The 25305-nt window shown below is 33.9% G+C and carries 25 protein-coding genes; 17 read left to right on the forward strand and 8 right to left on the reverse strand.

The window, feature by feature from the left end; genetic code table 11:
- Positions 1 to 82 precede the first annotated feature (82 nt).
- Together GWR14_RS07600 and GWR14_RS07605 are read left to right on the forward strand one after the other, a co-directional pair.
- Entirely contained in the window at positions 83 to 565 is a 483-nt protein-coding gene (locus GWR14_RS07600) for a hypothetical protein (protein ID WP_163408424.1), read from the forward strand.
- Positions 566 to 678: 113 nt separating this feature from the next.
- Positions 679 to 1407, forward strand: a complete 729-nt coding sequence (locus GWR14_RS07605) for an LVIVD repeat-containing protein (RefSeq protein ID WP_163408425.1) — start codon at positions 679 to 681, stop codon at positions 1405 to 1407.
- Here GWR14_RS07605 and GWR14_RS07610 read toward each other — a convergent pair.
- Positions 1404 to 2060 (reverse strand): TrmH family RNA methyltransferase, encoded by a 657-nt coding sequence (locus tag GWR14_RS07610; RefSeq protein ID WP_163408426.1) that lies wholly within the window; start codon positions 2058 to 2060, stop codon positions 1404 to 1406. The two genes, GWR14_RS07605 and GWR14_RS07610, sit on opposite strands and share 4 nt — an antisense overlap.
- A 164-nt stretch (positions 2061 to 2224) precedes the next feature.
- Between GWR14_RS07610 and GWR14_RS07615 the strand changes: the two genes are divergently transcribed.
- The 5 genes from GWR14_RS07615 (at position 2225) to GWR14_RS07635 (ending at position 8771) form a co-directional block, all read left to right on the forward strand.
- Positions 2225 to 3535 carry a BNR repeat-containing protein gene (locus GWR14_RS07615; protein WP_163408427.1) on the forward strand — a complete coding sequence of 437 codons (1311 nt, stop codon included), beginning with the start codon at positions 2225 to 2227 and terminating at the stop codon, positions 3533 to 3535.
- A 14-nt stretch (positions 3536 to 3549) separates the two neighbouring features.
- Entirely contained in the window at positions 3550 to 4251 is a 702-nt protein-coding gene (locus tag GWR14_RS07620; protein ID WP_163408428.1) for an SIR2 family NAD-dependent protein deacylase, read from the forward strand.
- Positions 4248 to 4940, forward strand: a complete 693-nt coding sequence (locus tag GWR14_RS07625; RefSeq protein WP_163408429.1) for a sterol desaturase family protein — start codon at positions 4248 to 4250, stop codon at positions 4938 to 4940. Before GWR14_RS07620 ends, GWR14_RS07625 begins: the two co-directional genes overlap by 4 nt.
- A gap of 77 nt (positions 4941 to 5017) precedes the next feature.
- Positions 5018 to 6364 carry an adenylosuccinate lyase gene (purB, locus tag GWR14_RS07630; RefSeq protein ID WP_163408430.1) on the forward strand — a complete coding sequence of 449 codons (1347 nt, stop codon included), beginning with the start codon at positions 5018 to 5020 and terminating at the stop codon, positions 6362 to 6364.
- Between the two features lie 169 nt (positions 6365 to 6533).
- Positions 6534 to 8771, forward strand: coding sequence for a cation:proton antiporter domain-containing protein (locus GWR14_RS07635; RefSeq protein WP_163408431.1), 2238 nt, complete (start codon positions 6534 to 6536; stop codon positions 8769 to 8771).
- 84 nt (positions 8772 to 8855) lie between these two features.
- Here the strand turns inward: GWR14_RS07635 and GWR14_RS07640 are convergent, their stop codons facing one another.
- On the reverse strand, positions 8856 to 9494 hold the full coding sequence (locus tag GWR14_RS07640) for a peroxiredoxin (RefSeq protein ID WP_163408432.1): 639 nt from the start codon (positions 9492 to 9494) through the stop codon (positions 8856 to 8858).
- 108 nt (positions 9495 to 9602) lie between these two features.
- Positions 9603 to 10532, reverse strand: a complete 930-nt coding sequence (locus GWR14_RS07645) for an AEC family transporter (RefSeq protein WP_317165157.1) — start codon at positions 10530 to 10532, stop codon at positions 9603 to 9605.
- A 226-nt stretch (positions 10533 to 10758) separates the two neighbouring features.
- Between GWR14_RS07645 and GWR14_RS07650 the strand changes: the two genes are divergently transcribed.
- The 3 genes from GWR14_RS07650 to meaB all read left to right on the forward strand — a co-directional run bounded on the left by GWR14_RS07650 (position 10759) and on the right by meaB (position 13097).
- Positions 10759 to 11166 (forward strand): Rrf2 family transcriptional regulator, encoded by a 408-nt coding sequence (locus GWR14_RS07650; protein ID WP_163408433.1) that lies wholly within the window; start codon positions 10759 to 10761, stop codon positions 11164 to 11166.
- A 57-nt stretch (positions 11167 to 11223) separates the two neighbouring features.
- Positions 11224 to 11865 (forward strand): NAD(P)-dependent oxidoreductase, encoded by a 642-nt coding sequence (locus GWR14_RS07655; RefSeq protein ID WP_163408434.1) that lies wholly within the window; start codon positions 11224 to 11226, stop codon positions 11863 to 11865.
- Positions 11866 to 12008: 143 nt separating this feature from the next.
- Positions 12009 to 13097, forward strand: coding sequence for a methylmalonyl Co-A mutase-associated GTPase MeaB (gene meaB, locus GWR14_RS07660; RefSeq protein ID WP_163408435.1), 1089 nt, complete (start codon positions 12009 to 12011; stop codon positions 13095 to 13097).
- Positions 13098 to 13114: 17 nt separating this feature from the next.
- On the opposite strand, the gene GWR14_RS07665 is transcribed toward meaB, so the two are convergent.
- The 5 genes from GWR14_RS07665 to GWR14_RS07685 form a co-directional block, all read right to left on the reverse strand.
- Positions 13115 to 13345 carry a hypothetical protein gene (locus tag GWR14_RS07665; RefSeq protein ID WP_163408436.1) on the reverse strand — a complete coding sequence of 77 codons (231 nt, stop codon included), beginning with the start codon at positions 13343 to 13345 and terminating at the stop codon, positions 13115 to 13117.
- Between the two features lie 141 nt (positions 13346 to 13486).
- A complete protein-coding gene (locus tag GWR14_RS07670) occupies positions 13487 to 14278 on the reverse strand; it encodes a hypothetical protein (protein WP_163408437.1) in 792 nt (263 codons plus the stop codon).
- Between the two features lie 233 nt (positions 14279 to 14511).
- Entirely contained in the window at positions 14512 to 16452 is a 1941-nt protein-coding gene (locus GWR14_RS07675; protein WP_163408438.1) for an LTA synthase family protein, read from the reverse strand.
- A gap of 47 nt (positions 16453 to 16499) precedes the next feature.
- Positions 16500 to 16727 (reverse strand): hypothetical protein, encoded by a 228-nt coding sequence (locus GWR14_RS07680; protein WP_163408439.1) that lies wholly within the window; start codon positions 16725 to 16727, stop codon positions 16500 to 16502.
- A 43-nt stretch (positions 16728 to 16770) separates the two neighbouring features.
- Positions 16771 to 18141, reverse strand: a complete 1371-nt coding sequence (locus GWR14_RS07685; protein WP_163408440.1) for an MATE family efflux transporter — start codon at positions 18139 to 18141, stop codon at positions 16771 to 16773.
- Positions 18142 to 18461: 320 nt separating this feature from the next.
- Between GWR14_RS07685 and GWR14_RS07690 the strand changes: the two genes are divergently transcribed.
- The 7 genes from GWR14_RS07690 to GWR14_RS07720 all read left to right on the forward strand — a co-directional run bounded on the left by GWR14_RS07690 (position 18462) and on the right by GWR14_RS07720 (position 25289).
- Positions 18462 to 18980, forward strand: coding sequence for a hypothetical protein (locus GWR14_RS07690; protein WP_163408441.1), 519 nt, complete (start codon positions 18462 to 18464; stop codon positions 18978 to 18980).
- A gap of 333 nt (positions 18981 to 19313) precedes the next feature.
- Positions 19314 to 19799, forward strand: coding sequence for a hypothetical protein (locus GWR14_RS07695; RefSeq protein ID WP_163408442.1), 486 nt, complete (start codon positions 19314 to 19316; stop codon positions 19797 to 19799).
- A 17-nt stretch (positions 19800 to 19816) separates the two neighbouring features.
- On the forward strand, positions 19817 to 20653 hold the full coding sequence (locus GWR14_RS07700; protein WP_163408443.1) for a DUF6929 family protein: 837 nt from the start codon (positions 19817 to 19819) through the stop codon (positions 20651 to 20653).
- Between the two features lie 150 nt (positions 20654 to 20803).
- On the forward strand, positions 20804 to 21481 hold the full coding sequence (locus GWR14_RS07705; RefSeq protein WP_163408444.1) for a CPBP family intramembrane glutamic endopeptidase: 678 nt from the start codon (positions 20804 to 20806) through the stop codon (positions 21479 to 21481).
- Between the two features lie 149 nt (positions 21482 to 21630).
- Positions 21631 to 22131 carry an RNA polymerase sigma factor gene (locus GWR14_RS07710; protein WP_163408445.1) on the forward strand — a complete coding sequence of 167 codons (501 nt, stop codon included), beginning with the start codon at positions 21631 to 21633 and terminating at the stop codon, positions 22129 to 22131.
- A gap of 2 nt (positions 22132 to 22133) precedes the next feature.
- Positions 22134 to 23090, forward strand: coding sequence for a hypothetical protein (locus GWR14_RS07715; protein WP_163408446.1), 957 nt, complete (start codon positions 22134 to 22136; stop codon positions 23088 to 23090).
- Positions 23091 to 23126: 36 nt separating this feature from the next.
- Positions 23127 to 25289, forward strand: coding sequence for a VWA domain-containing protein (locus GWR14_RS07720; RefSeq protein ID WP_163408447.1), 2163 nt, complete (start codon positions 23127 to 23129; stop codon positions 25287 to 25289).
- Positions 25290 to 25305: the final 16 nt, after the last annotated feature.

The following is a 25305-nucleotide window of genomic DNA, read 5'->3' on the forward strand; positions in this document are numbered from 1 at the left end:
TCAGTATTAAAAAACCATCAATAAACTTAAAATACTCAAAAAAAAACAATTTATTGTAGTTATCTTTATCAAAACATTTTATATGAAAAAAACATTACTTCTACTATTAATTTCATATGCTTTTAGCTCTTGTATACGTCTTGACAATACTCCGGAAGACAATCAATTTAAACCCGTAATAGTTGAAAGAAGCAGTTTTGAAAAATCGATTGTATTAGAAAATCCTCAAACTATTATGAAGTCAGGAAAAATTTATATAAAAGGTGACTTGATGTTCATTAATGATGTTAACAAAGGATTTCATGTCTACGACTACTCAGATCCTAAAAATCCGGTTCGTTTACAATTTATAAAAGCACCGGGAGCAACAGATCTGGCTATTATTGATGATGTTATTTATATTAATCAGGCTGTAGATCTGGTAACGCTAACATACAATGCTGCTACAAAAAAAATTGAAATCACGAACAGAAACAAAAATGTCTTTCCTCAAAAGAAATCACCAAATGGTTTTTCTGCAGAAACTAAGGGGAACGAAATCGTAATTGACTGGAAATATAAATAATACACCTTCGACACTTACTCTAACTCATATTTAATTTAAAGCAATTCATTAAATATTTACTATCACCCCTATTCTGAAATTCAAAATAGCCCATTTTTAAACCAGCATTTACAATGAAAAAATTCATATACGTCCTAACAACTTTATTTTTAATCGGTTGCTCCGATTCAGATTCATCAGGAAGTGGAGATATTGGCCAAGGAGGTTCATTAGCTGTTTTTGCTATAAAAGGCCATTATCTTTATAGTGTGGATGAAATGAAACTGAATGTTTTTTCTTTAATTGACAAAGAAAAGCCTGTAAAAGTAAATGAAATTTCAATTGGATTTAATATTGAGACCTTGTTCTCTTATGGAGAAAATCTATATATAGGATCGAGAAACGGAATGTTTATTTATTCTGTCAAAAATCCTGAAAATCCCACTAAATTATCCGCAGTACAACATTTTACAGCTTGTGATCCGGTAATTGCCAATGAAACTCACTCTTTTGTAACTCTAAATTCAAATACCTTTTGTGGAAATAACATTAACGTATTACAGGTTTATGACACTAAAGACCTTGCAAATCCAAAATTAATACACAGCAGAACATTGATGCACCCTAAAGGAATTGGCTTTTTTAATACCGATTATTTATTGGTGTGCGATGACGTTATAAAAATTTTCAATATTCAAAATCCTGCTGAACCAATATTAGTTCATTCGATAGACAAGGAATGTTTTGATGTAATCGTTAAAAACAATACTTTGTTTGCAATTGGCGATAACGGAATTTATCATTACGAATTAAATGTTAATGACATCAAAGATGTGAAATCACTAAGCCAGATAAATTTCTAATGTTCCTGATAATATCGCGCTTCAATACGTTTAATATCTTTTATAGAGTTTTTCGCCCAATCCAAACGTTTCGCTAAAATTTCTTCATCAGACAACTGCCAGTTTATATCCGATCTTCGTAGTCTGTTGGTTAGGTTTTGAATTATAATGGCTGCCGAAACCGAAATATTCAGACTTTCGGTAAAACCAACCATTGGTATTTTTAAAAAACCATCGGCATTATCCATAATTTCTTTTGACAATCCTTCTTTTTCTGTTCCAAAAAATAATGCACTTGGTTTTGATATGTCAAAATCCTCCAGCATGCAGTCTTGTTCATGAGGCGTTGTTGCGATAATCTGATAACCTTTACTTTTTAAATCTGAAAGACATCCTGAAACCGAATCAAATCGATTAATATCAACCCATTTCTGGGCACCAAGAGCAATTTCTTTATCAATTCGTTTCCCAAAACGCTGTTCGATAACATTCAATTCCTGAATTCCAAAAACCTCACAGCTGCGCATTACCGCACTTGTATTATGCATTTGATACACATCTTCTACTGCAACTGTAAAATGTTTGGTACGATTTTCCAGAACATGCAGAAATCGTTCCTTTCGGTTGTCAGTCAATATATTTTCAAGAAAAGCGAGGTAATCTAAATCAATCATTTTGGTTTTGTTTGCGGCAAAAATAATAATATTTTATAATATCAGGCAAAATGACCAAAAGACCTCAAAAGCTTTATCAATCTAAACTGGTATGTTTTAATTCCTACTATTCTTAAAATCGGTTATTTTTACGAATTACTAACTACCTCATAAAATTAACCTTAATGAAGAAGCATTTTTACAAAAGCATTTTGTGTACTCTATGCCTAACTCTTTTTGCCTGTGCAACAAAAACTCCCAAAGAAATTCCTGTTGGATACGGATGGAGCAATAATTCTGTCAATACCGTTAAATTCAGAAAAAATGCTGTAACTACTTTCAAAGAATTTCAGTTTACTGCCTATTATGATGAAAATGGAACAGTAGTTTTAGGCAAAAGAAAACTAAATACCGATAACTGGGAAGTCGTAAAAACACCTTACTCCGGTAATTCAAAAGATGCTCATAACAGTATTAGTATTACTATAGACGGAGACGGATATCTTCATGTAAGCTGGGATCATCACGACACCAAACTTCGATATGCAAAAAGTAAATCATCATTAAGTTTAGATTTGGACAAAGAAGAACCAATGACCGGCGTTGCCGAACAAAAAGTAACATATCCTGAGTTTTATAATTTACCAAACGGAAATTTATTATTCTTTTATCGTTCCGGTGCTTCGGGAAGAGGCAATATGATTATCAATTCCTATTCCGTAAAAGATAAAAAATGGTCGCAAATTCAAAGCAATCTATTAAACGGTGAAGACAAAAGAAGTGCCTACTGGCAAGCAAAAGTAGATAAAAAAGGCACAATACATCTTTCTTGGGTTTGGAGAGAAAGCTGGGATGTTTCGACGAATCATGATATCTGTTATGCCCGCTCTTTAGATGGCGGTTTGACTTGGGAAAAATCAAACGGAGAAAAATACAATTTACCAATAACTGTTGCATCAGCAGAAATTGCATGGGAAATTCCAGAAAAATCGAGTTTAATCAATCAAACTTCGATGACGGCTGATGAAAACGGAAATCCTCATATCGCTAATTATTGGAGCGAAAATAATATACCACAGTTTCAGATTGTTTATTTAGAAAATGGCATCTGGAAAAAATCAAATACAGGTTTTCGAAACACACCTTTTTCTTTAGGAGGCGGAGGCACAAAAAAAATCCCGATTTCCAGACCTGATTTATTAATTAAGGAAGAGGGAAAAAATCGCTATTTGTACCTTCTTTTTAGAGACAGTGAAAGAGAAAACAAAGTTTCAATGGCTTATACGAATTTAAGTAAAGACAGCAATTGGAAAGTAACAGATTTAACAACAACATCAATAGGCGAATGGGAACCTAATTATGACATTTCACTTTGGGAAAAGCAAAAAAAACTTCATATCTTTCTTCAAAATGTAAATCAGGTTGACGGTGAAGGTCTGGCAAAATCAAAGCCTACGATGGTACGCATATTAGAAGTGAATCAATTACCCAAATAATTACAATTCAAACAATGAAAAAGAAATTAGTGGTTTTAACCGGAGCCGGAATAAGTGCCGAAAGCGGTATCAAAACTTTTCGTGACAGTGATGGATTATGGGAAGGCCACGACGTAATGGAAGTAGCAACTCCAGAAGGTTGGCATAAAAATCAGGAACTTGTTTTAGACTTTTATAATAAAAGACGTCAACAGCTTAAAGAGGTTGAGCCGAATTTAGGACATAAAATTTTAGCCGAATTAGAAAAAGATTTCGATGTTTACGTCATCACTCAAAATGTTGACGATTTGCACGAAAGAGCCGGAAGTACTAAAGTTTTACATCTGCATGGAGAATTACTGAAAGTCAGAAGTACCAAAAATCGCGATTTGATTTTAGACTGGACCGAAGATTTAGCGACCGGAGATCTGGATAAAAACGGATACCAGCTGCGGCCTCATATTGTCTGGTTTGGCGAAGATGTTCCTGCACTTGAAGAAGCGATTACCATAACAGAAACCGCTGATTATTTCGCCGTAATCGGAACTTCCCTACAAGTTTATCCCGCTGCGGGATTAATCAGTTACACCTATAGCATTACACCGGTTTTTTATATTGATCCGAAACCAATTTCAATTCCGAATATCAGAAACAAGGTTGAAACGATTGCAAAATTTGCTTCAGAAGGAGTAGCTGATTTGAGAGATAAACTATTGAATTTAGAAAAGGCAAAATGATTTTTGAAAGCTGGCTACAGCAGTTATCGCAATTCAATCTGGGTTATCTGGCTCTTTTCTTCCTGATTGAAAACTTAGTTTTAATTTATATTTCAGTTTTAATCGGACGAATAATTGAACCTGAGAATACTGTTTTGAAAGAGTCTGATCGTAAATGGGTATTTTCAACTCTCATTTGTAATACATTTATAACAATATCGGGTTTCGAATTGTATCGACTGGTAATCCTGAAAATAGATTTTTCAGCATCCATTGTGTCTTTCTTATTTGATACTTTACTGCTGATTATTTTGATGGACTTTTTAATGTTCTGCTTTCACTTCCTGACGCATCGTATAAAATGGCTGAACTCTATTCATCGGCTTCACCACACACATGTTGAAACTAATGTTTACAGTCTTTATGTGCTTCATCCGATTGAAACTTTGGGCTTCGGCTTTATCTGGCTTTTTTTAATTACGATTTTAAGATTTAACTATTTGAGTATCATTATTTACCTCATCTTAAATTTATCATACGGAATATTCGGTCATTTAAAAAAAGACATCTTTCCTGATTTTTGGTACAGAAATTATTTCACCAAATGGATTTCAACTACAAAATTCCATAACAACCATCACAAAAATGAATCTCGTAATTATGGTTTCTACTTTACGATTTGGGATAAAATTTTCAAAACCATAATTTAAGGCATAATATAGCTTCAGTAATTTTCAGAAGTTTTAACAATACCTTATATTTGCACCATTCGAAAAACAACATAACGATGACTACTCTAAACGAATTGAATGCTATATCGCCAATCGATGGAAGATATAGAAGTAAAACCAAAAATTTAGCACCTTTCTTCTCTGAAGAAGCTTTAATAAAATATCGTGTATTAGTTGAAGTTGAATACTTTATCGCTTTATGCGAAATTCCTTTACCGCAGCTAAAAGACGTAGATTCAAATTTATTTGACAGTTTACGAAACATCTATAAAAATTTCTCTACTGAAGATGCGCTTTGGATTAAGGAAACTGAAAAAGTAACCAACCATGATGTAAAAGCGGTTGAATACTTCATTAAAGATGCTTTTGAAAAATTAGGTTTATCTCAACACAAAGAATTCATTCATTTCGGATTAACCTCTCAGGATATAAACAATACAGCCATTCCGCTTTCTACTAAAGAAGCTTTTGAGCAGGTTTACATGCCAACCTTAGTTTCTTTAATTGCAAAATTGAAAGAATTAAGTGTGGAATGGAAAGACATTCCAATGCTGGCACGTACGCACGGACAACCGGCTTCTCCTACCCGCTTAGGAAAAGAAATTTTAGTTTTTGTAGAGCGTTTAGAAGAGCAGATGCGTTTGTTATTCAATGTTCCGTTTGCAGGTAAATTTGGCGGGGCAACTGGAAATTTTAATGCACACCATGTAGCTTACCCACAAATTGACTGGAAGCAGTTTGGAACTAAATTTGTTGAAACGAGTTTAGGTTTACAGCATTCGTTTCCGACTACTCAAATAGAACATTACGATCATTTTGCTGCGTTTTTTGATGGTTTAAAAAGAATCAACAATATCATTATAGATTTAGACCGTGATATCTGGACGTATGTTTCAATGGATTATTTCAAACAAAAAATCAAAGCGGGTGAAATTGGTTCATCAGCAATGCCACATAAAGTAAACCCGATTGACTTTGAAAACTCAGAAGGAAACTTAGGAATTGCTAATGCTATTTTTGAGCACTTGGCTGCTAAATTACCGATCTCAAGATTACAGCGTGATTTAACTGACAGTACTGTCTTAAGAAACGTTGGAGTTCCTATAGGCCACACTGTAATTGCTTTTGAAGCTACTTTGAAAGGTTTGAACAAATTACTTTTGAATGAAGCTAAATTTGCTGAAGATTTAGAGAAAAACTGGGCCGTAGTCGCAGAAGCAATTCAGACTATTTTACGTCGCGAAGCATATCCAAATCCGTATGAAGCTCTAAAAGGTTTAACAAGAACAAATGAAGCAATTGATAAAAATGCCATTCATAATTTTATCGCAACTTTAGAAGTTTCTGATTCAGTAAGAGCAGAGTTATTAGCAATTACCCCTAGCAATTACACAGGAATTTAAAGAAAACCTAAAATATTTTGTCAAAAAAAGCTATCTTTATCGGGATAGCTTTTTTTATTTAACCCGGAGTTATTAGACCAGATTACTTAACTTTTCCTTTTATAGGAATTCCGCGAATTCCATTTAAAAGAAAAGCTGGATTAGCTCCTGAAAAAAAATACCACCTTATATGATTGCCTTAACCGCCGCTGCTGAAAATACACACCATTTACAACCTTTGATCAGTGATCTGGGATTAATCCTGATGACTGCCGGAATTGCTGTACTTATTTTTAAAAAAATGAAACAGCCTTTGGTTTTGGGCTACCTGATTGCAGGTTTTTTAGCCGGAAACCATTTTGATTTTTTTCCTTCGATAACCGACATGAAGAGTGTTGAAGTCTGGGCTGAAATTGGAGTTATATTTTTACTTTTTAGTTTGGGACTCGAATTCAGTTTTAAGAAACTAATGAAGGTTGGCGGGACCTCATCTGTGACTGCCATAACCCAGATTGTATTCATGACACTCATTGGGTATTGCGTAGGACAATGGATGGGCTGGAGCAAAATGGACAGTATTTTTCTTGGGGCAACACTTTCTATTTCATCTACAACCATTATTATCCGGGCATTTGATGAATTGGGAGTTAAAGGAAAAAAATTCGTCGGAATTGTTTTCGGTGCTCTGATTGTAGAAGATATCGTGGCCATTTTGATGCTTGTATTGTTATCTACCGTTGCTGTAAGTAATGAAGTTTCGGGCGGAGAATTATTACAATCCGTCTTAAAATTAATTTTCTTTTTAATTATCTGGTTTTTGGGTGGAATCTTTATTATTCCGACCATTCTCAAAAAGGCCAAACATCTTTTAACAGATGAAATGCTGCTTATCATTTCACTAGCCATGTGTCTGATGATGGTAATTTTTGCTGCAAATGTTGGTTTTTCTCCTGCATTAGGTGCTTTTATAATGGGGTCAATTATTGCCGAAACCACTCAGGCAGAAAAAATTGAACATTTGATTCAGCCGGTAAAAGACCTGTTTGGAGCAGTTTTCTTTGTATCTGTAGGAATGTTAATTAATCCGATAACCTTGGTTGATTTTGCGCTTCCCGTTTTGATTATCACTTTAGTAACTATTTTTGGAAAAGCATTCAGTTCTTCATTTGGAGCTTTATTATCAGGTCAGCCTTTAAAACAATCTGTACAAACCGGAATGAGTCTGGCGCAAATCGGGGAGTTTTCTTTTATCATTGCCACATTAGGCATGACACTAAAAGTTACAAGCGGATTCCTTTACCCTATAATTGTGGCAGTTTCAGCCATTACAACCTTTACAACACCTTTTTTAATTAAATATTCAGAATCGTTTGCTCATGCTTTAGAACAAAAATTACCTAAAAAATGGGTTAAAAACATCAACCGTTATAGTGTAAATGCCCAGGCAATAAAATCGGTAAGTACCTGGCAGATTGTACTGCGTTCTTCAATAACTCAAATTATCCTTCATACTATAATTATTACAGCAATTATTTTATTGTCATCCAAATTTGTAGCACCTTTAGTTGCCGATACTAGATTTGGAAATACTTTAGCAGCATTCATAACTCTAATCGTAATTGCGCCTTTTTTATGGGCACTTTCGCTGCGTCGTGTAAAAGTTGATGAAGTTGAAGTACTTTGGGAAGAACGCAAATATCGTGGAGCACTTTTAATGCTTATCTTAATCAGAATGAGTTTGGGATTATTTTTTGTTGGATTCTTGCTGAATATTTTCTTCTCTCCTTTAGTGGCTTTTATCGCACTTATTATCGCTATTGGAGCATACCAGATTTTTCCGAAAAAATTAAATGAACAATATCATAAAATCGAAAATCACTTTTTGAAGAATTTAAACGATCGTGAAAATAAAAAAATAGACCGAAGATATGCCAATTTAATGCCCTGGGACGGCCACATGTCTATTTTTGATATTGGAAAAGAATCGAATCTGGCCGGAAAAACATTGGAAGAACTACATATCCGTGAACAAATGGGTATCAATATTGCCTATATAAGACGCGGTGAAATCACAATTCCAATTCCTACTAAGACTGAACGTTTATTTCCAGGTGATGAAATTTGCGTAATTGGTACTGATGCTCAAATTACTGAATTTACTAAATATTTAAACCAGAATGAGATTGAAGCTGCTAAAAATATTGAAGAATCCGAAGTCGTACTGCGTCAGTTGGAGGTTTCTAATGAATCCTTTATAGAAAAAAGCATTGGTCAGTTTAGAGGAAAAACCGGCGGAATGGTGGTTGGAATCGAAAGAAACGGAAACCGAATCCTAAATCCTGAGTCTAGTTTGATTTTACAGCAAAATGATATTATATGGGTCGTTGGAGAAAAGAAAAAAATGGCTGAGTTATTGAAAAGCCGCTAAGGAGATATAAACGATTAAGGTGCTAATTTCCCGAGATCATAATCTTAGAAACTTAGCACCTCATTATCTAGAAGCTAAAAAAACTTATTTATTTGGCTGCGGTGTCAAACGTAAATATGGTTTGATTGGTGTATGCCCTTTTGGGAATTTTGCCGGAATATCACTATCCGGAATTGCAGGAGCGATTACAACATCTTGTCCGTCTTTCCAGTTTGCAGGAGTTGCGACACTATAATTTGCTGTTAACTGCAAACTATCAATAACACGAAGTAATTCGTCAAAATTTCTTCCTGTCGAAGCCGGATACGTCAAGGTCAGTTTTATTTTTTTATCAGGTCCGATTACAAAAACAGAACGAACTGTAAATTTGTCGCTTGCATTTGGGTGCAGCATATCATACAAATTCGCTACTTTTTTATCTTCGTCTGCAATAATTGGAAAATTAACCTCTGTATTTTGAGTTTCGTTAATATCTTTTATCCACTCTTTATGCGAATCTAAACCATCAACACTCAAAGCAATAACTTTAGTATTTCTTTTGGTAAATTCAGGAACGTAATTCGCCACTGTCCCTAACTCAGTTGTACAAACCGGAGTAAAATCTGCCGGATGCGAAAATAAAACACCCCATGAATCTCCTAACCATTCATGAAAATTAACTGTTCCCTGTGTAGTTTCGGCCTGAAAATCCGGAGCTATATCGCCTAATCTTAATGTTGACATAATTATATTTTTTAGTTCCTCTAAAATTAACTAAAAAATGCATTCAGAAGACAATCAAAATTTAAAAATTAGTTAAAATTCTATTTTCCCTATATAATTAATTCATAATTAAATAAAACTCACAATAAAGTACCATATTGCGAGAGTTAAAAAGGAAATTGGAATTCCGAAACCAACCATCATACTGCTTAATTTTGGCTTCAAACCATAAGTCGAAGCCAGAATTGCTCCCGTAATCATCGGTGCCATAGCGGTTTCCATAATCGTTATTTTGATAGCCTCAGAATGCTGATTGAAAATAAAGACGTATAAAACTAAAATTACAAATGGCACCAGAATAAGTTTAAAAAAAAGTCCAAGTCTTAAAAATTTCCAGTGCTGGCTTTTTCTGTCAAAACTCAACTGTAATCCTACGGATAATAAAGCAAGTGGTGTTACAAAGCTTCCTACTTTTAATAAAATGGATTGAATATTTGAATCTAAATCGTAGTCATAGACATTCATCAAACAAGCCAGGACGAACATTAAAAAAGGAGGAAATAATAATACCTTTCTAATGATGCTCAACGTATCCGGACTTCCTTTAGAATAAAACGCAGCAACAAAAACCCCTAATGTTGAAACCACCACAAATGTTCCCGGCTGATCAACCAAAACAGCAGTTTCTAAACCTTTTTTCCCAAATAAAGCTTCAATTATAGGATAACCCAAAAATGATGAATTGCTTAATCCTGCAGTTAATATAAGACAGCCAATCAGTTTATTGGACCATTTTAACTTCTTTCCTAATAAATGAAAAAATACAAATGCCAGAATAAAAGTAATCCAGCCTGCTCCAATCGGAAACAACAATTCGTTGCTCCATTTTATTTTCGGAATATGATATAAGGTAATTGCGGGAAGACATAAATAAATGACAATCTTATTTAAAATCTTATAAGTATTAGACGGAAAACCTTTCACCTTTTGCAAAAGCAATCCTAAAAATAAAAAGAAGAATATTAAAATAAAGTTGTTCATATCAAGAGTTGCGTACAAAAGTAGGCATTTATTACTTAGTGATTAGTGAAAAGTGAATAGTAATTAGTCCAAATGATTCGTCAAAAACAGATATATTTCAAAGAAAAGTCATAGCACTTTAATAGATTCATTTTTACATCAAAATACTAATTACTAGTTACTTTTTACTTTTCATCAAAAAAAACGTTAAAATTAGTTTTTGCTTTATAAAACACCTTATATTTGTAACATAATTTATTACAGTATGCTTTCAGGTAAATTTGCCATCTCGGTTCACATTCTTACTTTGCTCACTAAATTCCCGAATGATTATTTGTCATCAGAGTTTATTGCCGGAAGTATGAATCTTAATCCTGTTTTGGTAAGAAAAGAAATAGCAAACCTAAAAGCACATCATATTGTAGAAAGCAAAGAAGGCAAAAACGGTGGTACTAAACTGGCTGTAGATGCTTCAAAACTCACTTTAAAAGAAGTATTTGAAATGACATTTGAAAAGATAGGTCTTGGTTATGCTAAAAACCAGCCAAATCCTGACTGTCCGGTTGGAAAAAAAATCAATGAAAATTTAGCTGTATTATATGCTGAAATGAATCAAAAAGTTAGTTTACAATTGAATGATGTCACATTGGAAGATTTTTCGGCTCAGTTTTAAAACTATTTTTTTAATCAAAACTGTAACTTTTTTTATTACTAAATAAATTTATATCTTATGAAAATCGCACTTATTGGAGCTACAGGCTTCGTTGGAACAGCTATTTTAAACGAATTAGCAGACAGAAAACATGAAATCACGGCTATTGCCAGAACTCCAAAAGACAACTCAAAAGCGACCTGGGTTGCCGCTGATATTTTTAATGTTGATGCATTGGCAGAAATTTTAAAAGGCCATGATACCGTTATTAATGCTTATAATCCAGGCTGGACAAATCCGAACATTTATGATGACTTTTTAGCAGGTTCAAAAGCTATTCAGGAAGCCGTAAAGAAATCCGGTGTAAAACGTTTTATTACTATTGGCGGCGCAGGAAGTTTATTCGTGGCTCCTGATTTACAAGCTGTAGATACGCCTGATTTTCCAAAAGAAATTTACCCGGGCGCCAACGCAGCAAGGCATTATCTGAATATCATTAAGGAAGAAAAAGAACTGGACTGGGCATTTTTTAGCCCGGCTTTTGAAATGCATCAGGGAACTAAAACCGGAAGAACCGGAAAATATCGTTTAGGTCTGGAAAACCCTGTTTTTAATGAAGAGCAAAGAAGTATTTTGTCTGTAGAAGATTTAGCCGTTGTGATTGCTGATGAAACAGAAACTCCAAAACACCATCAGGTACGATTTACTGCAGCATACTAATCAAAGACAGATTTCACAAATTAGCACGAATTTAAAGATGAGATAATTAATTCGTGTTTTAACAAAAAACAGTTTCCAAGGCAATTTTCTGCTTTTGAAACTGTTTTTGTTTTCAGTACTTTTACAATTCTAAAAAATGTGTTTTGTCAAGTTCAAATAAGCAGGCCGGCAGTTTAAACGAAAAAGCTGGAATTTCATCTCCCGAAATCACCAATGCATCGGCAATCTGCCAAATTAAAAACAAACGCAGGCAACAACCATCCGCTGAAGAACTTGTTTCAGGATTACTTTCCGGAAACCGAACAGCCCTAAGCCGTGCCATTACTCTAATCGAAAGCACAAATCCTGAGCATACTGAAAAAGCAAATAAAATCATTAAAGAATGTTTACCTAAAGCCAATAAATCAATCCGAATAGGAATTACTGGTGTTCCGGGTGTTGGAAAAAGCACTTTTATTGAAGCTTTTGGAACTTTCCTTACCCAATTAGGAAAAAAAGTTGCTGTACTTGCCGTTGATCCCAGCAGTTCACTTTCTCACGGGAGTATTTTAGGAGATAAAACCCGAATGGAAGAATTGGTAAAAGACGAAAACGCTTTTATACGTCCAAGTGCTTCCGGTGAAACTTTAGGAGGAGTCGCAAGAAAAACACGTGAATCGATTATCCTTTGTGAAGCTGCAGGTTTTGATACCATTATCATTGAAACCGTTGGTGTAGGTCAGAGTGAAACAGCCGTTCACAGTATGGTTGACTTCTTTTTATTACTCAAAATTTCAGGTGCCGGTGATGAACTTCAGGGTATCAAACGCGGTATTATGGAGATGGCAGATGCGATTGTCATCAACAAAGCTGACGGAGACAATATCAAAAAAGCAAACTTAGCCAAAGTCGAATTCAATAGAGCTTTGCATTTATTCCCTTCCAAAAAATCAACCTGGCAGCCAAAAGTCACAACTTGCAGCTCTGTTACCAAAGAAGGCATTCCAGAAGTTTGGGAGACGATTTTGAAATATTTTGAAATGACTCATGAAAATGGCTTCTTTCAGGAAAAAAGAACAGAACAAAATCAGTTTTGGATGATGGAAACCATCAACGAACAATTGAAATCAAACTTTTACAATAGACCTGAAATTGTTTCGCAATTGGAGCAAATTAAAAAAGCGGTGCAAAATAATGAAATATCACCTTTTGCAGCCGCTCAGTTATTATTAGAAAAGTATTTTAAAGCATAATCTTTCTGTTATTTATTTTAACGAACATTGTTAATTGAGTTTTTAGCCGTTTCATGCCGGGTTTTCAAACGTCTTTTATCTAAGGCAACAACAGTTGGAGCCAGTGTTTCTAATGCAGCTTTCAACTCTGAAACCGAAGTAGTTTTAACTGTTTTTTCTTTTATATTTTTAGTGTCCTGAGCTTTTACGTTTGTTAAGCAGCATAATACAAATGCGGTTGTAAACATTGTTCTTTTTAAATTTTTCATATTGATTGAGTTTTAATATTTAACAATAGATAAACAGGGTTTGTTTTTTGTTACCCTTTTGAACTAAAAAAATATTTTTAAACCCAAAAAAACTGCAAAAGATAAATTTTACCTTTTTACAGTTCTGTATGTTTAAGCGTTTTAACGAATATTGCCCACGGAATTTTTAGCTGTATCGTGTTTGGTTTTCAAAACGCCTTTTTCTATTGTAAAAGCCATTCTGACCTGAGTTTTTAAAGTATCTTTTAATCCTGAAGTTGCTTTTTCGACAACAACAAAACTTAATTCATATTCTCCATCAGCCAAATCAAACACCGTTTCATTTTGGTTATCCTGAATTTTCAAAACTTTATTTTCTGAATCAGGTTTTGCCATTTTACCAGTAGCTGCATAAGAAGCTGAAGCAGCTCCACTTCCTCCTCCTCCTAAATTGCCTACACTTGAAACCGCAGCCGAAACAATAGATCCGCCTGGCATAGCACCGCCCAATAAAGAAGCTCCCTGAGAAACTGCGCTACCTGCCGCATGTAGACCCTGATTGACTTTTTCACCAAATGCAGCAGATTCATTTTTGCTCAGTTCCTTAATACTTTTGTCTGTCGTATTGACTCTGTATCCTTCATTAGAAGAAAATAAAACAACACATCCGCCTTCGACTAATGCTACATTTATTTTACCTGAATTTACTTTCTCTCCAAAAGTTGCTCCCTGAGTCTGTTTGGCAACTGTAACATTCATTGAAATTCTGTTTGGCATTCCATTATTTATACCATTTATACTGCTTTTTTGTGCAGATACATCCAAAGTGCTTTCTGAAACCGGACCGGATTTAATCGCTTTTTCTTTAACAACTTTACCTTCCTGTGCTTTTACATTTGCTAAACAACATATTAGGAATGCTGCTGTAAAAGTGATTGTTTTAAGATTTTTCATATCGATTTAGTTTTAATCATTTATAAACAGATAAACAAAACTTATTTTTTGTTACCTTATTTTACTTACAGGGCAAACGTTTTATAAGAAACTAAAAATCAAACCATTAAAGTTACGACAATTTGATATAAATTGTGATTTTCTTATTGTTTAAAATTCAGACACTAAACAAAAAAGCTGCTAAAGAAGGTATTTTTCTTTAGCAGCTTTTCATTATCAAAATGAGTTGTAAATTATTTTTTTACATCTCTTAGCTTATATTTATTCTCCTTATACAAATTACCCGCAGTTATAACATGCGCCAAAGCATCTTTTGCCAATTCTTCATTTAATTTTACAGGAATCAAAGTTGTATCATTTTTGATTTCAAATTGCAGCGGTTTCAAATTTGGCTGCATAATTACAACCTGATTTTCGACTCTGAACGCATTGATATCATTAAATTGCATAATAGATCTACCCTGCGTTTTTACATCTAACTGATTTAAATTTCGCCCTACCATTGGCGTTTCAAACGAAAGTCCCAAGTAACTCAATAAGGTTGGCGGAATATCAATCTGACTTGCCAACTTGCTATATGAAACTCCTTTCGGAACTCCCGGCCCCATAATTAAGGCAGGAATATGAAATTTATTTATCGGTACTAAATTTTTTCCGTAAGTTCTGGTATTATGATCAGCAATAACGATAAAAATAGTGTTTTTGAAATATGCTTCTTTTTTAGCCATTTCGAAGAATTTTCCAATCGAAAAATCAGCATATTTCATCGCATTATTAACCGTTGCAGGTTTTTTATCATAAGGTTTGATTCTTCCCGCAGGATATTCAAACGGTTCATGATTTGAAGTTGAAAACATCAAAGAAAAGAAAGGTTTGTCTCCTTTTGATTTAAAATAATTATTGGCTTTGGTTACTAAATCTTCATCAGAGTATCCCCAGGTTCCTTTAAAAACATATTTATTTCCGTCTGATTCAAAATCGGTTTGGTCTACGATATCTGTAAAACCATTTCCGTTGAAAAACGAAGCCATATTATCAAAATTGGCCATTCCTCCGTAAATGAAACTCGTATCGTAACCTTTATGTTTTAAGGCATCGGCAAGTGTAAAAAATCCTTGCTGGGAATTTCCTAACTTTACTACACTTTCAGACGGAGAAGGTAAAAATCCGGCTACAACCGCCTCAATTCCACGAACGCTTCTCGTTCCAGTGCAATATAAATTGGTAAACAACAAACCTTCTTTCGATAATTTATCAAACTCCGGCGTTAAAGGTTTGCCGCCAAGGATTCCAACATATTCTGCTCCTAAACTTTCCTGAAGAAATATAACCAAATTATAAGGTTTCTTCAAAACAGAATCAGGCTGCTGCACATGCAGAAACGGAATCTCAGCATCAGTGAAATCACTAGGCCCGGCAATCATATACTTTTTTACACGTGCAATGGCTTCTGCTTCTTCCATTTTGCCATACATCTTAGTGTTTCCTTCGTTTTTAATCGAATAAGCAGCAAAAGCAACAGTGTAAAAAGAATTTAACCCCAGACAATTTGTCAACTGATCTGTAGAGAAAACAGCATTGCTTGCATTAATCGGTCGTTTTGAAGTCAAACTTGAACGTGCTCCGAAAAACAATAAAAAAGCCACTAATGGAAAAACCATTAATTTAAATTTATATTCGGTGCTGGTTGTATGAAAGAATTGTTTCCCTTTTTTGAAAGCGAAATAAATAACCACTCCTAAAATAAGGAAAGTGATAATGATAGAAGTCAGATACCCTTTCAAAAGCATTCCGACAACTTCCTTTGGATAAATCAGATAATCAAGGAAAATTTTATTCGGACGTGTATCGTATTGTTTTACAAAATCCGGTGAAGCCAATTCTACAAAAAGAATCAGAAACAGAAATAAAAAACTGTAAATTACCAGAAATGAATTGGTAAACTTCAGCCATTTATTAGGTAAAAAAGTAATCAAAAGTGCCGGAAGGAAAGACAGATAACACAGTAAAATCAAATCCATTCGAAGACCGATTGGAAAAATATACCAGAAATTTGGTGTTTCGACTACTCTGTCTTTAAAAATAAAAAATAAAAATATTCTACTTAAAGTAGTGATTAGCAATCCGATTAAAATAAAATTAAAAACGGGTTTTAAAAAACTTAATTTTTTCATTAGATAATTTTGATTGATGCCGGATAGAGACGCACTGCAGTGCGTCTCTACTCTTCGTAACGATTTATTTCTCTGTCATAAAAGTCATTTGCCTTTTCAATTAAATCTTCCATTTCTGCATTTAATTCGGCTTCGTCAAGATCTTCTGCTTCTTCCAAAAACTCAACCTCATCATCTTTTAAATTGATAATGAATCGAGGGTAATCAAGATGAATGATGAAAATATCATCCGGAAAATCAGTATTATCTCCAAGTAAAAATTTAGGTAGTTCCATGTTCAGTATGTTTTTTAATGGCTCAAATGTAGGTATTTGAAACTTAATTTTTGATTAATTTTTTTGTTAAGTAATGAAAGCGAAAATAGAGAAATAAAGCCGCAGCCGTTAACCCTGCCAAAAGCCCAATCCATACACCAGCTGCTTTCAATTGAGTGTATTCGCCTAAATAATATGAAATCGGAAAACCAATAACCCAATAAGCCACGAAGGTAATGTACATGGGAATTTTTACATCCTGCAAACCACGTAATGCGCCTAAAACCACAACCTGAATTCCATCAGAGATTTGAAAAACAGCCGCAATCAGTAATAGTTTTGAAGCTATTTCAATAACTTCTGTATTGTCTGTAAGCTGTATTGTATTTTCCATATTCAAAAAGATATGAGGCATGAACTGATGAAAAACCACAAACAAAACAGCAAAAACAGTTTCTATGATGATGGCCAGTAAAAAAATAGAACGTGCCACAACCACCAATTTTTTATAATCCTGAAGTCCCCTCTGGTTACTCACCCTGATCATAGACGTTACGCTTAACCCCATAGCAAACATAAAAGTCATCGAAGCCAGACTCAGCGCAATTTGATTCGCTGCCTGACTCGTTCTGCCAATATTTCCGCACAACCAGATTGAAGCCGTAAACAATACTACTTCAAAAAGCATTTGCATTGCAGAAGGAAATCCTATATTGATTATTTTTTTTATCGTTTCTTTTTTGATTTCCTCAAAACTAAAATTTTTAAAAAACTGTTTTAAGTCATTTCTTCGCGAAAGCATAATGTGCATGAACATCACCAGGAATATTCTTGAAATTACGGTTCCTAAAGCTGCACCAATGATTCCCATCTTCGGAAAAATCCAGATTCCGTAAATCAAAACATAGTTCATACCCACATGCAATACGTTTGCCATCACCATGGCATACATTGAATATTTGGTCAATGATAATCCATCAGCAAATTGTTTGTACCCTTGATACATAATTAGTGGAATCAGAGAAAAAGCGACCCAGTCCAGATAGGGTTTTGCAAGCGCAATAACCTCTTTCGGCTGATGCAGCATTTCCATAATTGGTTTTGCTAAAACGATAGTTCCAAAAAGCACTAATCCTAAAATGGTACACAAAAACAATCCGTGATGAAAGGCAGAACGGATTTTACCATCGTTCTTCTCTGCATCACCTTCTGCGACAATAGGCGTAATAGCTGTAGAAAAACCAATTCCCAAAGACATCGCAATAAAAATCATACTATTTCCCAACGAAACTGCCGCCAGCTCAGTACTTCCTAATTTGCCTACCATTATATTATCAACCATCCCTATTAAGTTATGGCCTACCATCCCTAAAATAACAGGATATGCCAGTCTTAAATTGTATGAAAACTCTTTTGTGTACTGCTTTAAATTCACTTGTATTCTTTTTAGCCTGCAAAGATAATCAGTTGCTTTCTATTCTTTAAAAATATTGAGTTAAATGAATTCCTTCAACAAAAAGAAATAAAATACCTACATTATTTTAACATTTTAATCAAATCTTAAATATAAAAAGACCGAGACATATTTTGTCTTTTTTTTAGTAAAAAACCAGTAAATACAAGGGTTTACATCTTTAGAACAATAACAAAAATTTTAACAATATTCACATTATGTAACGAATCTCAAAAATTATATAACGATACAGCAGCACCTCAAAACTAATTTTACAACATAGTAATTAAAAAAATACACGCATGAAAAATTTACAAAACCTCCGAATTCTATTTATTGCAGCAATTGCAATGATGTACACGACAACTTCGACTGCACAGCAGAATGATGAAATACAAAACTATGATCAAAAATTCAAATTAGGTTTTGGTGTGAGCGGTGGACTTCCGACAGACAGTGACGATTATGACTGGGCACTAGGTGGCGACGTAAGACTTCAATATGATTTATCCAAAAGAACTTCTCTAACCTTAACAACAGGGTTTACTAATTTATTTGTTGGAGATAATATTCCAGATTTAGGTTTTATTCCTGCAAAAGCCGGTTTTAAAGCATTCGTTTGGGAAGACCAGTTTTATATTATGGGAGAAGTTGGTGCCGGTTTTGCAGTAACCAACGGATACAATAATACTTCATTATTATGGGCGCCAAGTATCGGGTATGCCACAAAACACTTAGATATTAGTGTACGATATGAAGATTATGACAAATTCAATACCAACCAGATCGCGCTTCGTTTAGCGTATGGTTTTGAGTTATAAAAATTAAAATTCAGGTTTATTTTTATTTTTTTTGGTAGAACCCGACAGAATTTCCCCTCTGTCGGGTTTAGTTTTTTATAGAATTAGCCAATTACTTCATTTTCTAATTTTTTATCCTCCGAAATATAGTATTTTTACGAAGCATATTCCTGCTATTCATTGCAATACTTATCAATAAACTGCTTTTTTCCAAAGCCATAACAAAGCTTCCGCTGGTCGCTTCGTTCTGTCAGGAAAAAATGCATTTTCTTTTCAAAGTATTTTCATTACTATCAGGGCTAGACTTTCAATTTCAAAAGAACATTCTATTTTTATCTGAACTTCAATATTTCAATGACTAAAAAAATTTTAATTCTTTTCCTTCTATCAATTAATGTTTTGTATTGTCAAGACGAAGATGAGCAAACTATAGAAAGAGCATATATCGAAACATTTGGAAAATGTTTTTCTCAATTAGAACCACTTCAAGAAACTAAAAGTAAAACTGAATTAAAAAATATCTCTTTTTGCTCATTATATCAATGTATAAAATTTGTTGATTATGAAGATTATGAAGAAAAAATTCAAAAAGCAATTTTAAAAAGAGCATTGGAAATTGCTTTTTTACTTTATAATCAGAGAACTCCGGTTTATTTAGTAAGTGGAATGAATAGTTCTGAAAAAGCATTTCAAAAAAATCTAAATCTAAATGATGATAATAATTTAGTTTACATAAGTATTGCCGAATGCGTTTCTTCCAGCAGTTTAGAACAGATTAAGGAAATTGTAAATACAAAAACTTCAAAACTTATTGAATCAAAAAAAAGTAATAAAAAGTAAACTTATAATTAATATCAATGGAAAAATTCACATTAGAAATATTATTTCAAATCATCGGAATCGGTTCTGCATCTGGATTATTTTTTAACAATGATTCACTTTATGTCATTGGCGACAACAGCGGATTTTTATATGAATACAATATACCGAATCAGCAGTTAAACCAGCATGCTTTAATTGACAATCCGACGCAAAATATTCCAAAAAACTTAAAACCTGATTTTGAATCACTCACGCATCACAACGATACGCTGTATATTTTTGGTTCCGGATCGACAGAAAACCGAAACAAAATGATTGAGTTCGATCTGAAATCGAAAACGGTTTTACAGAAAAACAATCTGGTTGATTTGTATGCCTTGATGCAAAATTTCGGTGAAATAAAACCGGAAGACTTTAATCTCGAAGGCGCTATTTTTGACGGTGAAAACTGGTATTTATTTAACCGCGGGAACGGAATCTCAAACAAAAACACCATTTTTACAATCCATGCTAAAAATCTTGGAGAAGAATTCGCCCTGATTTCTGTCAATTACAAACTGCCAAAAATAAAAGGCGTTCGTTCCAGTTTTACCGATGCCATTTTAGTCGAAGACAAAATCTATTTTCTCTCCACCGCAGAAGACACCAAATCAACCTACGATGATGGCGAAGTCTTAGGAAGTTTCATTGGCCGGATCGATGCTAAGACCATGAAAATCGATTTTACTCAAAAAATAACTTCTACCAACAAATTTGAAGGTTTGACACTTTACAAAAAAGAAAATAATAAAATTGAGTTTTTGCTTTGCGAAGATAATGATACAGAACTTTTAGAAACAAAGGTTTATAAATTGACATTGCCTGTTAAGTAAACTTTGCGAATCTTCGTGTAACTTTTGAGAATCTCTGCGAAAGAGCTTTTCCACAAAGATTCTCAAAGATTTCACAGAGAAACACAAAGAATTCTGCTCATTGCTTTTACCCAAAAATAGAAATAACCAAAAACAATACTTCCAATTTAAATGCTCAACATTACATATTCAAAAAAAACAACTGTAATCATTGGTATCATCCTTTCAATATTCTTCCCTGTTCTGGCAATTTACTCTTCTTTATTATTTAAAGATTCAGGTTTTAGTAAAGAAACTCAATACTACATTTCGAGATTTACAATTTGGATTTCATTACTTCTTTTATTTCTATATTCTTTTAAAATAGAAAAACAGCCTTTTCTGCTTTGGAAAGAAACTGAATATCCATTTTCTTTTTTAGCCACAGCGATATTTAAGACCTTTTTAAAATTATTTCTTGCTGTTTTTTTCACAGGTCTTTTCCTTATGTTATTTAAAATAACTACCGAAAGTACTGTATTAAATAAAGCTTTGGTACTTTTTAAAAAGAGTTATGTATTACTTTTTTTTACTTGTGTAACTGCCGGTATTACCGAAGAATTAATTTTTAGAGGTTATTTGTTACCAAGATTAGAAGTCGTTTTAAAAAACAAAAATCTAGCTATAATTCTTTCCAGTATCCTGTTTGGAATCCTGCATATTAGTTATGGCACTTTAGCAAATGTTATTGGCCCGATTGTAATAGGATTAGTATTTGCGATTCAATACGAAAAATATCGAAACATAAAAATCCTTATTGTTTGTCATTTCTTATGGGATCTTTTTCTTTTGATGTTAAAAACAAAATAACCATATAAAAATCAACATATTAAAAATTAATTTAAATTATTTTTACATTTATTTTCATCCTCGTCCCAACCTTTTTCCCTTTTTAGTTCTCTTTATAATTAAAGACCAAAATTGTGATAAACGAAACGCTAATTTCTAACTGCAAAAAAATGAACCGTGATGCCCAGCGTCAGGTTTATGAGCACATGGCTCCAAAATTGTATCGCGTTTGCAAACGATACCTAAAGAAGGAAGAAGAAATAGAAGAAGCCCTGGCCGATGCTTTCTATACCATCTTTACAAAATTAGACCAGCTCAAAGAAGAAAAAGCCTTTGAAGCCTGGGCCAGAAAAATTACCGTTAATCACTGTTTGGCGACTATTAAAAAGAATACCAATTTCAACATGTATCTTGATGATGTAAAAGTACTTTCGCAGCCGTTTACAGATGAGATCAACACATTAGAAGAAGAAGATTTACTCAATTTATTAAACCATATTCCTGAAGGCTGTAAAACGGTTTTCAACCTTTTTGTCATTGAAGGTTTCGGACACAAGGAAATTGCAGCAATGCTTAATATTTCTGAAGGTACTTCAAAATCTCAGCTCAATGCAGCAAAAACCAAAATAAAGGAACTCGTAAGTAAATTGTATTATCAAAAAGCAAAATAGTCATGGACAATCAGGATAAAATATTCGATAAATTTAAAGAAGCCGCGCACAACTCGGAACTCAAAGATTTTCCGGGAATGGAAAAAATATGGTCTCGTGTTGAAGATAAACTGGACAAAAAAGAAGACAAAAAAACCATTGCTTTATGGAAAAAAATTGCAGTTGCAGCTTCTTTTCTGTTAGTACTTTCTCTGGGATTTCAATTTTTAAAATCAGACAAAGATGCTGTAAATGAGATTCCAAAAGTGGTGATTCAGGAAACTGAAAAGCCTCAAAAACCTAATTCAGACGCAAATTACGAAGTGATTTCTTCTGACTCCGGAATTGTCTCTAAAGCAGAGGCGATTAAAATTCTTGAAAATCAGGCAAAAAATAAAGAAAGTGTTGCTGTTCATGAAGTAATAGGAAATTCACAATCTGTAGAACCGTTAGCTCCTCCGACAATGGCTACAGAAGCTATTTCAGCTGCTCCCGTAAAAGAAGAACATTTTGAAGAAGACAACAATATAGTTTCAAAAAAAGAAACCAGTGAAGAAATAGATTATTCTTCTAAATTTAAAGAAAGAGAATCTGCAAAAGTTGCCTTTGCCGACAAACAAGAGCTAAAGTATAAAAAATCAGCACCATTGATTGTCCTTAACGGAAATGCCATGGCGCACAGTGACGATTCCAAAAGAGACAAAATGATGCAGGACGAACTTCCTAATCTAAGCCCTGAAAACGTAGAATCGCTGGTTGTTCTCGATGAACCTTTGTATATCATTGACGGTATTTATTATTCGGAAAATGATTTATTCGGAAAAAATCCCACAAGTCCTTATGCTCCTTTGAACAAACAGGAAATTAAAACCATTACCATTCTTCAGGATCTGGAAGCCACAGAAAAATATGGCGAAAAAGGCCGAAAAGGAGTTGTCATTATCACTACTAAAACTGGAAAACCGGCTCTGAAAAAATAGCCAAAAACCCGAACATTAATTCTAAAACTTATTATCATGAAAAGTCTAAAACTTATTTCATTAGCCATTACTATGCTTATATGTTTGGTATCAATGGCACAGGAAAGAATAATTACAGGAGTTGTTTCTGATGAAACCCGTCTGCCAATCCCAGGTGCAACTATTTTTAATCAGACCTCAAAAACGAATGCTACAACCAATTTTAATGGAGAATACAGTATTAAAGCACAAAAAGGAGATCTTTTGGTTTTTAGTTTTATCGGATATAAAACTCAAAGACAGAAAGTTGAAAACTCAAATACGATTAATATCAAACTGTTTCCGGAATCTAATAGTTTACAGGAAGTTGTAGTTGTAGGCTACGGAATCAGCAGTTCTGATTATAGTGCCAGAAGTTACGAGCGCGCTGAAAGAAAAAAAGAGAAAATCGCCGCCTCACAAATGCTTAAAGGAAAAGTTTCCGGGGTACAAATTTCAGCAAATACTCAGCAGGTTGCGAGCCCAAATATCTCAATACGCGGTACTGCATCTGTTTCTCCAAAAAACGAACCAATTTATATAATTGATGGAGTTCCTGCAAAAGCGGAGCAGATGGCAAAAATTAATCCGAATGATATTGATAATGTAAGCGTTTTAAAAGATACAGCAGCAACTTCTGTTTATGGAAATAAAGGGTCAAATGGCGTTGTAATTATTTCAACTAAAAATGAAATTTATAAAAACCTATCGGAAAAAGAATTAGACAAAAAATTAAACATAATTACACCAATCCCTGCAGAACCAACTCAGGAAGATTATGATACATTCGTAGAAAATGCTTTCGAAAGTCCGAAAACAGCACCGCTTTCTACATTTTCTATTGATGTTGATAATGCGTCTTACACCAATATCAGACGTTTTTTAAACAACGGGCAGCAAGTTCCAAAAGATGCTGTGCGTGTGGAGGAAATGGTGAATTTCTTTAAATACAATTATCCTCAGCCAAAAGACCAGCATCCGTTTTCTATCAATACTGAACTGAGTGATTCGCCCTGGAATTCCAAAAATAAAATCCTTAAAATTGGTTTACAGGGAAAAAACATTCCAACCGAAGATTTGCCGGCTTCCAATCTTGTCTTTTTAATTGATGTTTCGGGTTCGATGAGCGAAATGAACAAACTACCTTTACTGAAACAATCCATGAAAATACTGGTAAACGAATTACGCTCAAAAGATAAAGTTGCCATTGTGGTTTACGCTGGTGCTGCCGGATTGGTTTTGCCTCCAACTTCGGGAGACGAGAAAAAAACTATCACTGATGCTTTGGATCAATTAAACGCCGGAGGAAGTACGGCAGGAGGTGCCGGAATCAATCTTGCCTATAAAATTGCTTCTGAAAATTTCATCAAAAATGGAAACAACAGGGTGATTCTCGCAACTGACGGTGATTTTAATGTGGGAGATTCTTCGAATACCGACATGGAAAAACTAATTGAAGAAAAAAGAAAAACAGGCGTTTTCCTGACTTGTTTAGGTTACGGAATGGGAAATTACAAAGACAGTAAAATGGAAATCCTTGCCGATAAAGGAAACGGAAATTACGCTTATATTGATAATATTCAGGAAGCAAATCGCTTTTTAGGAAAAGAATTTAAAGGATCGATGTTTGCTATTGCGAAAGATGTAAAGATCCAAATTGAATTCAATCCAAAACAAGTGCAATCGTATCGTTTAATTGGATATGAAAACAGAAAACTTCGTCCGGAAGATTTTAAAAATGATGCTATCGATGCAGGTGAATTGGGGAGCAACCACGTCGTTACAGCTTTGTATGAAATCATTCCGGCAGGAGTTTCCAGTGAATATGTTACAAGTCTTCCTGATGATTTAAAATACACAAAAAATCAGGAAGTTGCATCTAATTTCAATAATGAACTGGCAACGATAAAATTCCGTTACAAAAAACCTGATGGCGACAAAAGTATCGAAATGGTTCAGGTGATTGAAAACAAAGCTGTTGCTTTAGAAAAAGCTTCTGAAGATTTTAAATTTAGCTCCGCAGTCGCCTGGTTCGGATTAAAATTGAGAGATTCAAAATTGATATCAAACAAATCTTCCGAAGAAATAATTAAATTAGCCAAACAAGGAAATTCAAATGATGACGAAGGATACAAAGCTGAATTTATTCGTCTGGTTGAAACTTCTAAAGAGTATAATTAATTTTCTTATTTACATT

This window comes from Flavobacterium ajazii, from assembly GCF_010614725.1.
Classification (GTDB): Bacteria; Bacteroidota; Bacteroidia; order Flavobacteriales; family Flavobacteriaceae; genus Flavobacterium; species Flavobacterium ajazii.

What these genes read in the sequence shown, in the direction of transcription:
- GWR14_RS07600 (WP_163408424.1), top strand. Translation starts at nt 83, where the DNA reads ATGAAAAAAACATTACTTCTACTATTAATTTCATATGCTTTTAGCTCT.
- GWR14_RS07605 (WP_163408425.1), top strand. Translation starts at nt 679, where the DNA reads ATGAAAAAATTCATATACGTCCTAACAACTTTATTTTTAATCGGTTGC.
- GWR14_RS07610 (WP_163408426.1), bottom strand. Translation starts at nt 2,060, where the DNA reads ATGATTGATTTAGATTACCTCGCTTTTCTTGAAAATATATTGACTGAC.
- GWR14_RS07615 (WP_163408427.1), top strand. Translation starts at nt 2,225, where the DNA reads ATGAAGAAGCATTTTTACAAAAGCATTTTGTGTACTCTATGCCTAACT.
- GWR14_RS07620 (WP_163408428.1), top strand. Translation starts at nt 3,550, where the DNA reads ATGAAAAAGAAATTAGTGGTTTTAACCGGAGCCGGAATAAGTGCCGAA.
- GWR14_RS07625 (WP_163408429.1), top strand. Translation starts at nt 4,248, where the DNA reads ATGATTTTTGAAAGCTGGCTACAGCAGTTATCGCAATTCAATCTGGGT.
- purB (WP_163408430.1), top strand. Translation starts at nt 5,018, where the DNA reads ATGACTACTCTAAACGAATTGAATGCTATATCGCCAATCGATGGAAGA.
- GWR14_RS07635 (WP_163408431.1), top strand. Translation starts at nt 6,534, where the DNA reads ATGATTGCCTTAACCGCCGCTGCTGAAAATACACACCATTTACAACCT.
- GWR14_RS07640 (WP_163408432.1), bottom strand. Translation starts at nt 9,494, where the DNA reads ATGTCAACATTAAGATTAGGCGATATAGCTCCGGATTTTCAGGCCGAA.
- GWR14_RS07650 (WP_163408433.1), top strand. Translation starts at nt 10,759, where the DNA reads ATGCTTTCAGGTAAATTTGCCATCTCGGTTCACATTCTTACTTTGCTC.
- GWR14_RS07655 (WP_163408434.1), top strand. Translation starts at nt 11,224, where the DNA reads ATGAAAATCGCACTTATTGGAGCTACAGGCTTCGTTGGAACAGCTATT.
- GWR14_RS07665 (WP_163408436.1), bottom strand. Translation starts at nt 13,345, where the DNA reads ATGAAAAATTTAAAAAGAACAATGTTTACAACCGCATTTGTATTATGC.
- GWR14_RS07670 (WP_163408437.1), bottom strand. Translation starts at nt 14,278, where the DNA reads ATGAAAAATCTTAAAACAATCACTTTTACAGCAGCATTCCTAATATGT.
- GWR14_RS07675 (WP_163408438.1), bottom strand. Translation starts at nt 16,452, where the DNA reads ATGAAAAAATTAAGTTTTTTAAAACCCGTTTTTAATTTTATTTTAATC.
- GWR14_RS07680 (WP_163408439.1), bottom strand. Translation starts at nt 16,727, where the DNA reads ATGGAACTACCTAAATTTTTACTTGGAGATAATACTGATTTTCCGGAT.
- GWR14_RS07690 (WP_163408441.1), top strand. Translation starts at nt 18,462, where the DNA reads ATGAAAAATTTACAAAACCTCCGAATTCTATTTATTGCAGCAATTGCA.
- GWR14_RS07695 (WP_163408442.1), top strand. Translation starts at nt 19,314, where the DNA reads ATGACTAAAAAAATTTTAATTCTTTTCCTTCTATCAATTAATGTTTTG.
- GWR14_RS07700 (WP_163408443.1), top strand. Translation starts at nt 19,817, where the DNA reads ATGGAAAAATTCACATTAGAAATATTATTTCAAATCATCGGAATCGGT.
- GWR14_RS07705 (WP_163408444.1), top strand. Translation starts at nt 20,804, where the DNA reads ATGCTCAACATTACATATTCAAAAAAAACAACTGTAATCATTGGTATC.
- GWR14_RS07710 (WP_163408445.1), top strand. Translation starts at nt 21,631, where the DNA reads ATGAACCGTGATGCCCAGCGTCAGGTTTATGAGCACATGGCTCCAAAA.
- GWR14_RS07715 (WP_163408446.1), top strand. Translation starts at nt 22,134, where the DNA reads ATGGACAATCAGGATAAAATATTCGATAAATTTAAAGAAGCCGCGCAC.
- GWR14_RS07720 (WP_163408447.1), top strand. Translation starts at nt 23,127, where the DNA reads ATGAAAAGTCTAAAACTTATTTCATTAGCCATTACTATGCTTATATGT.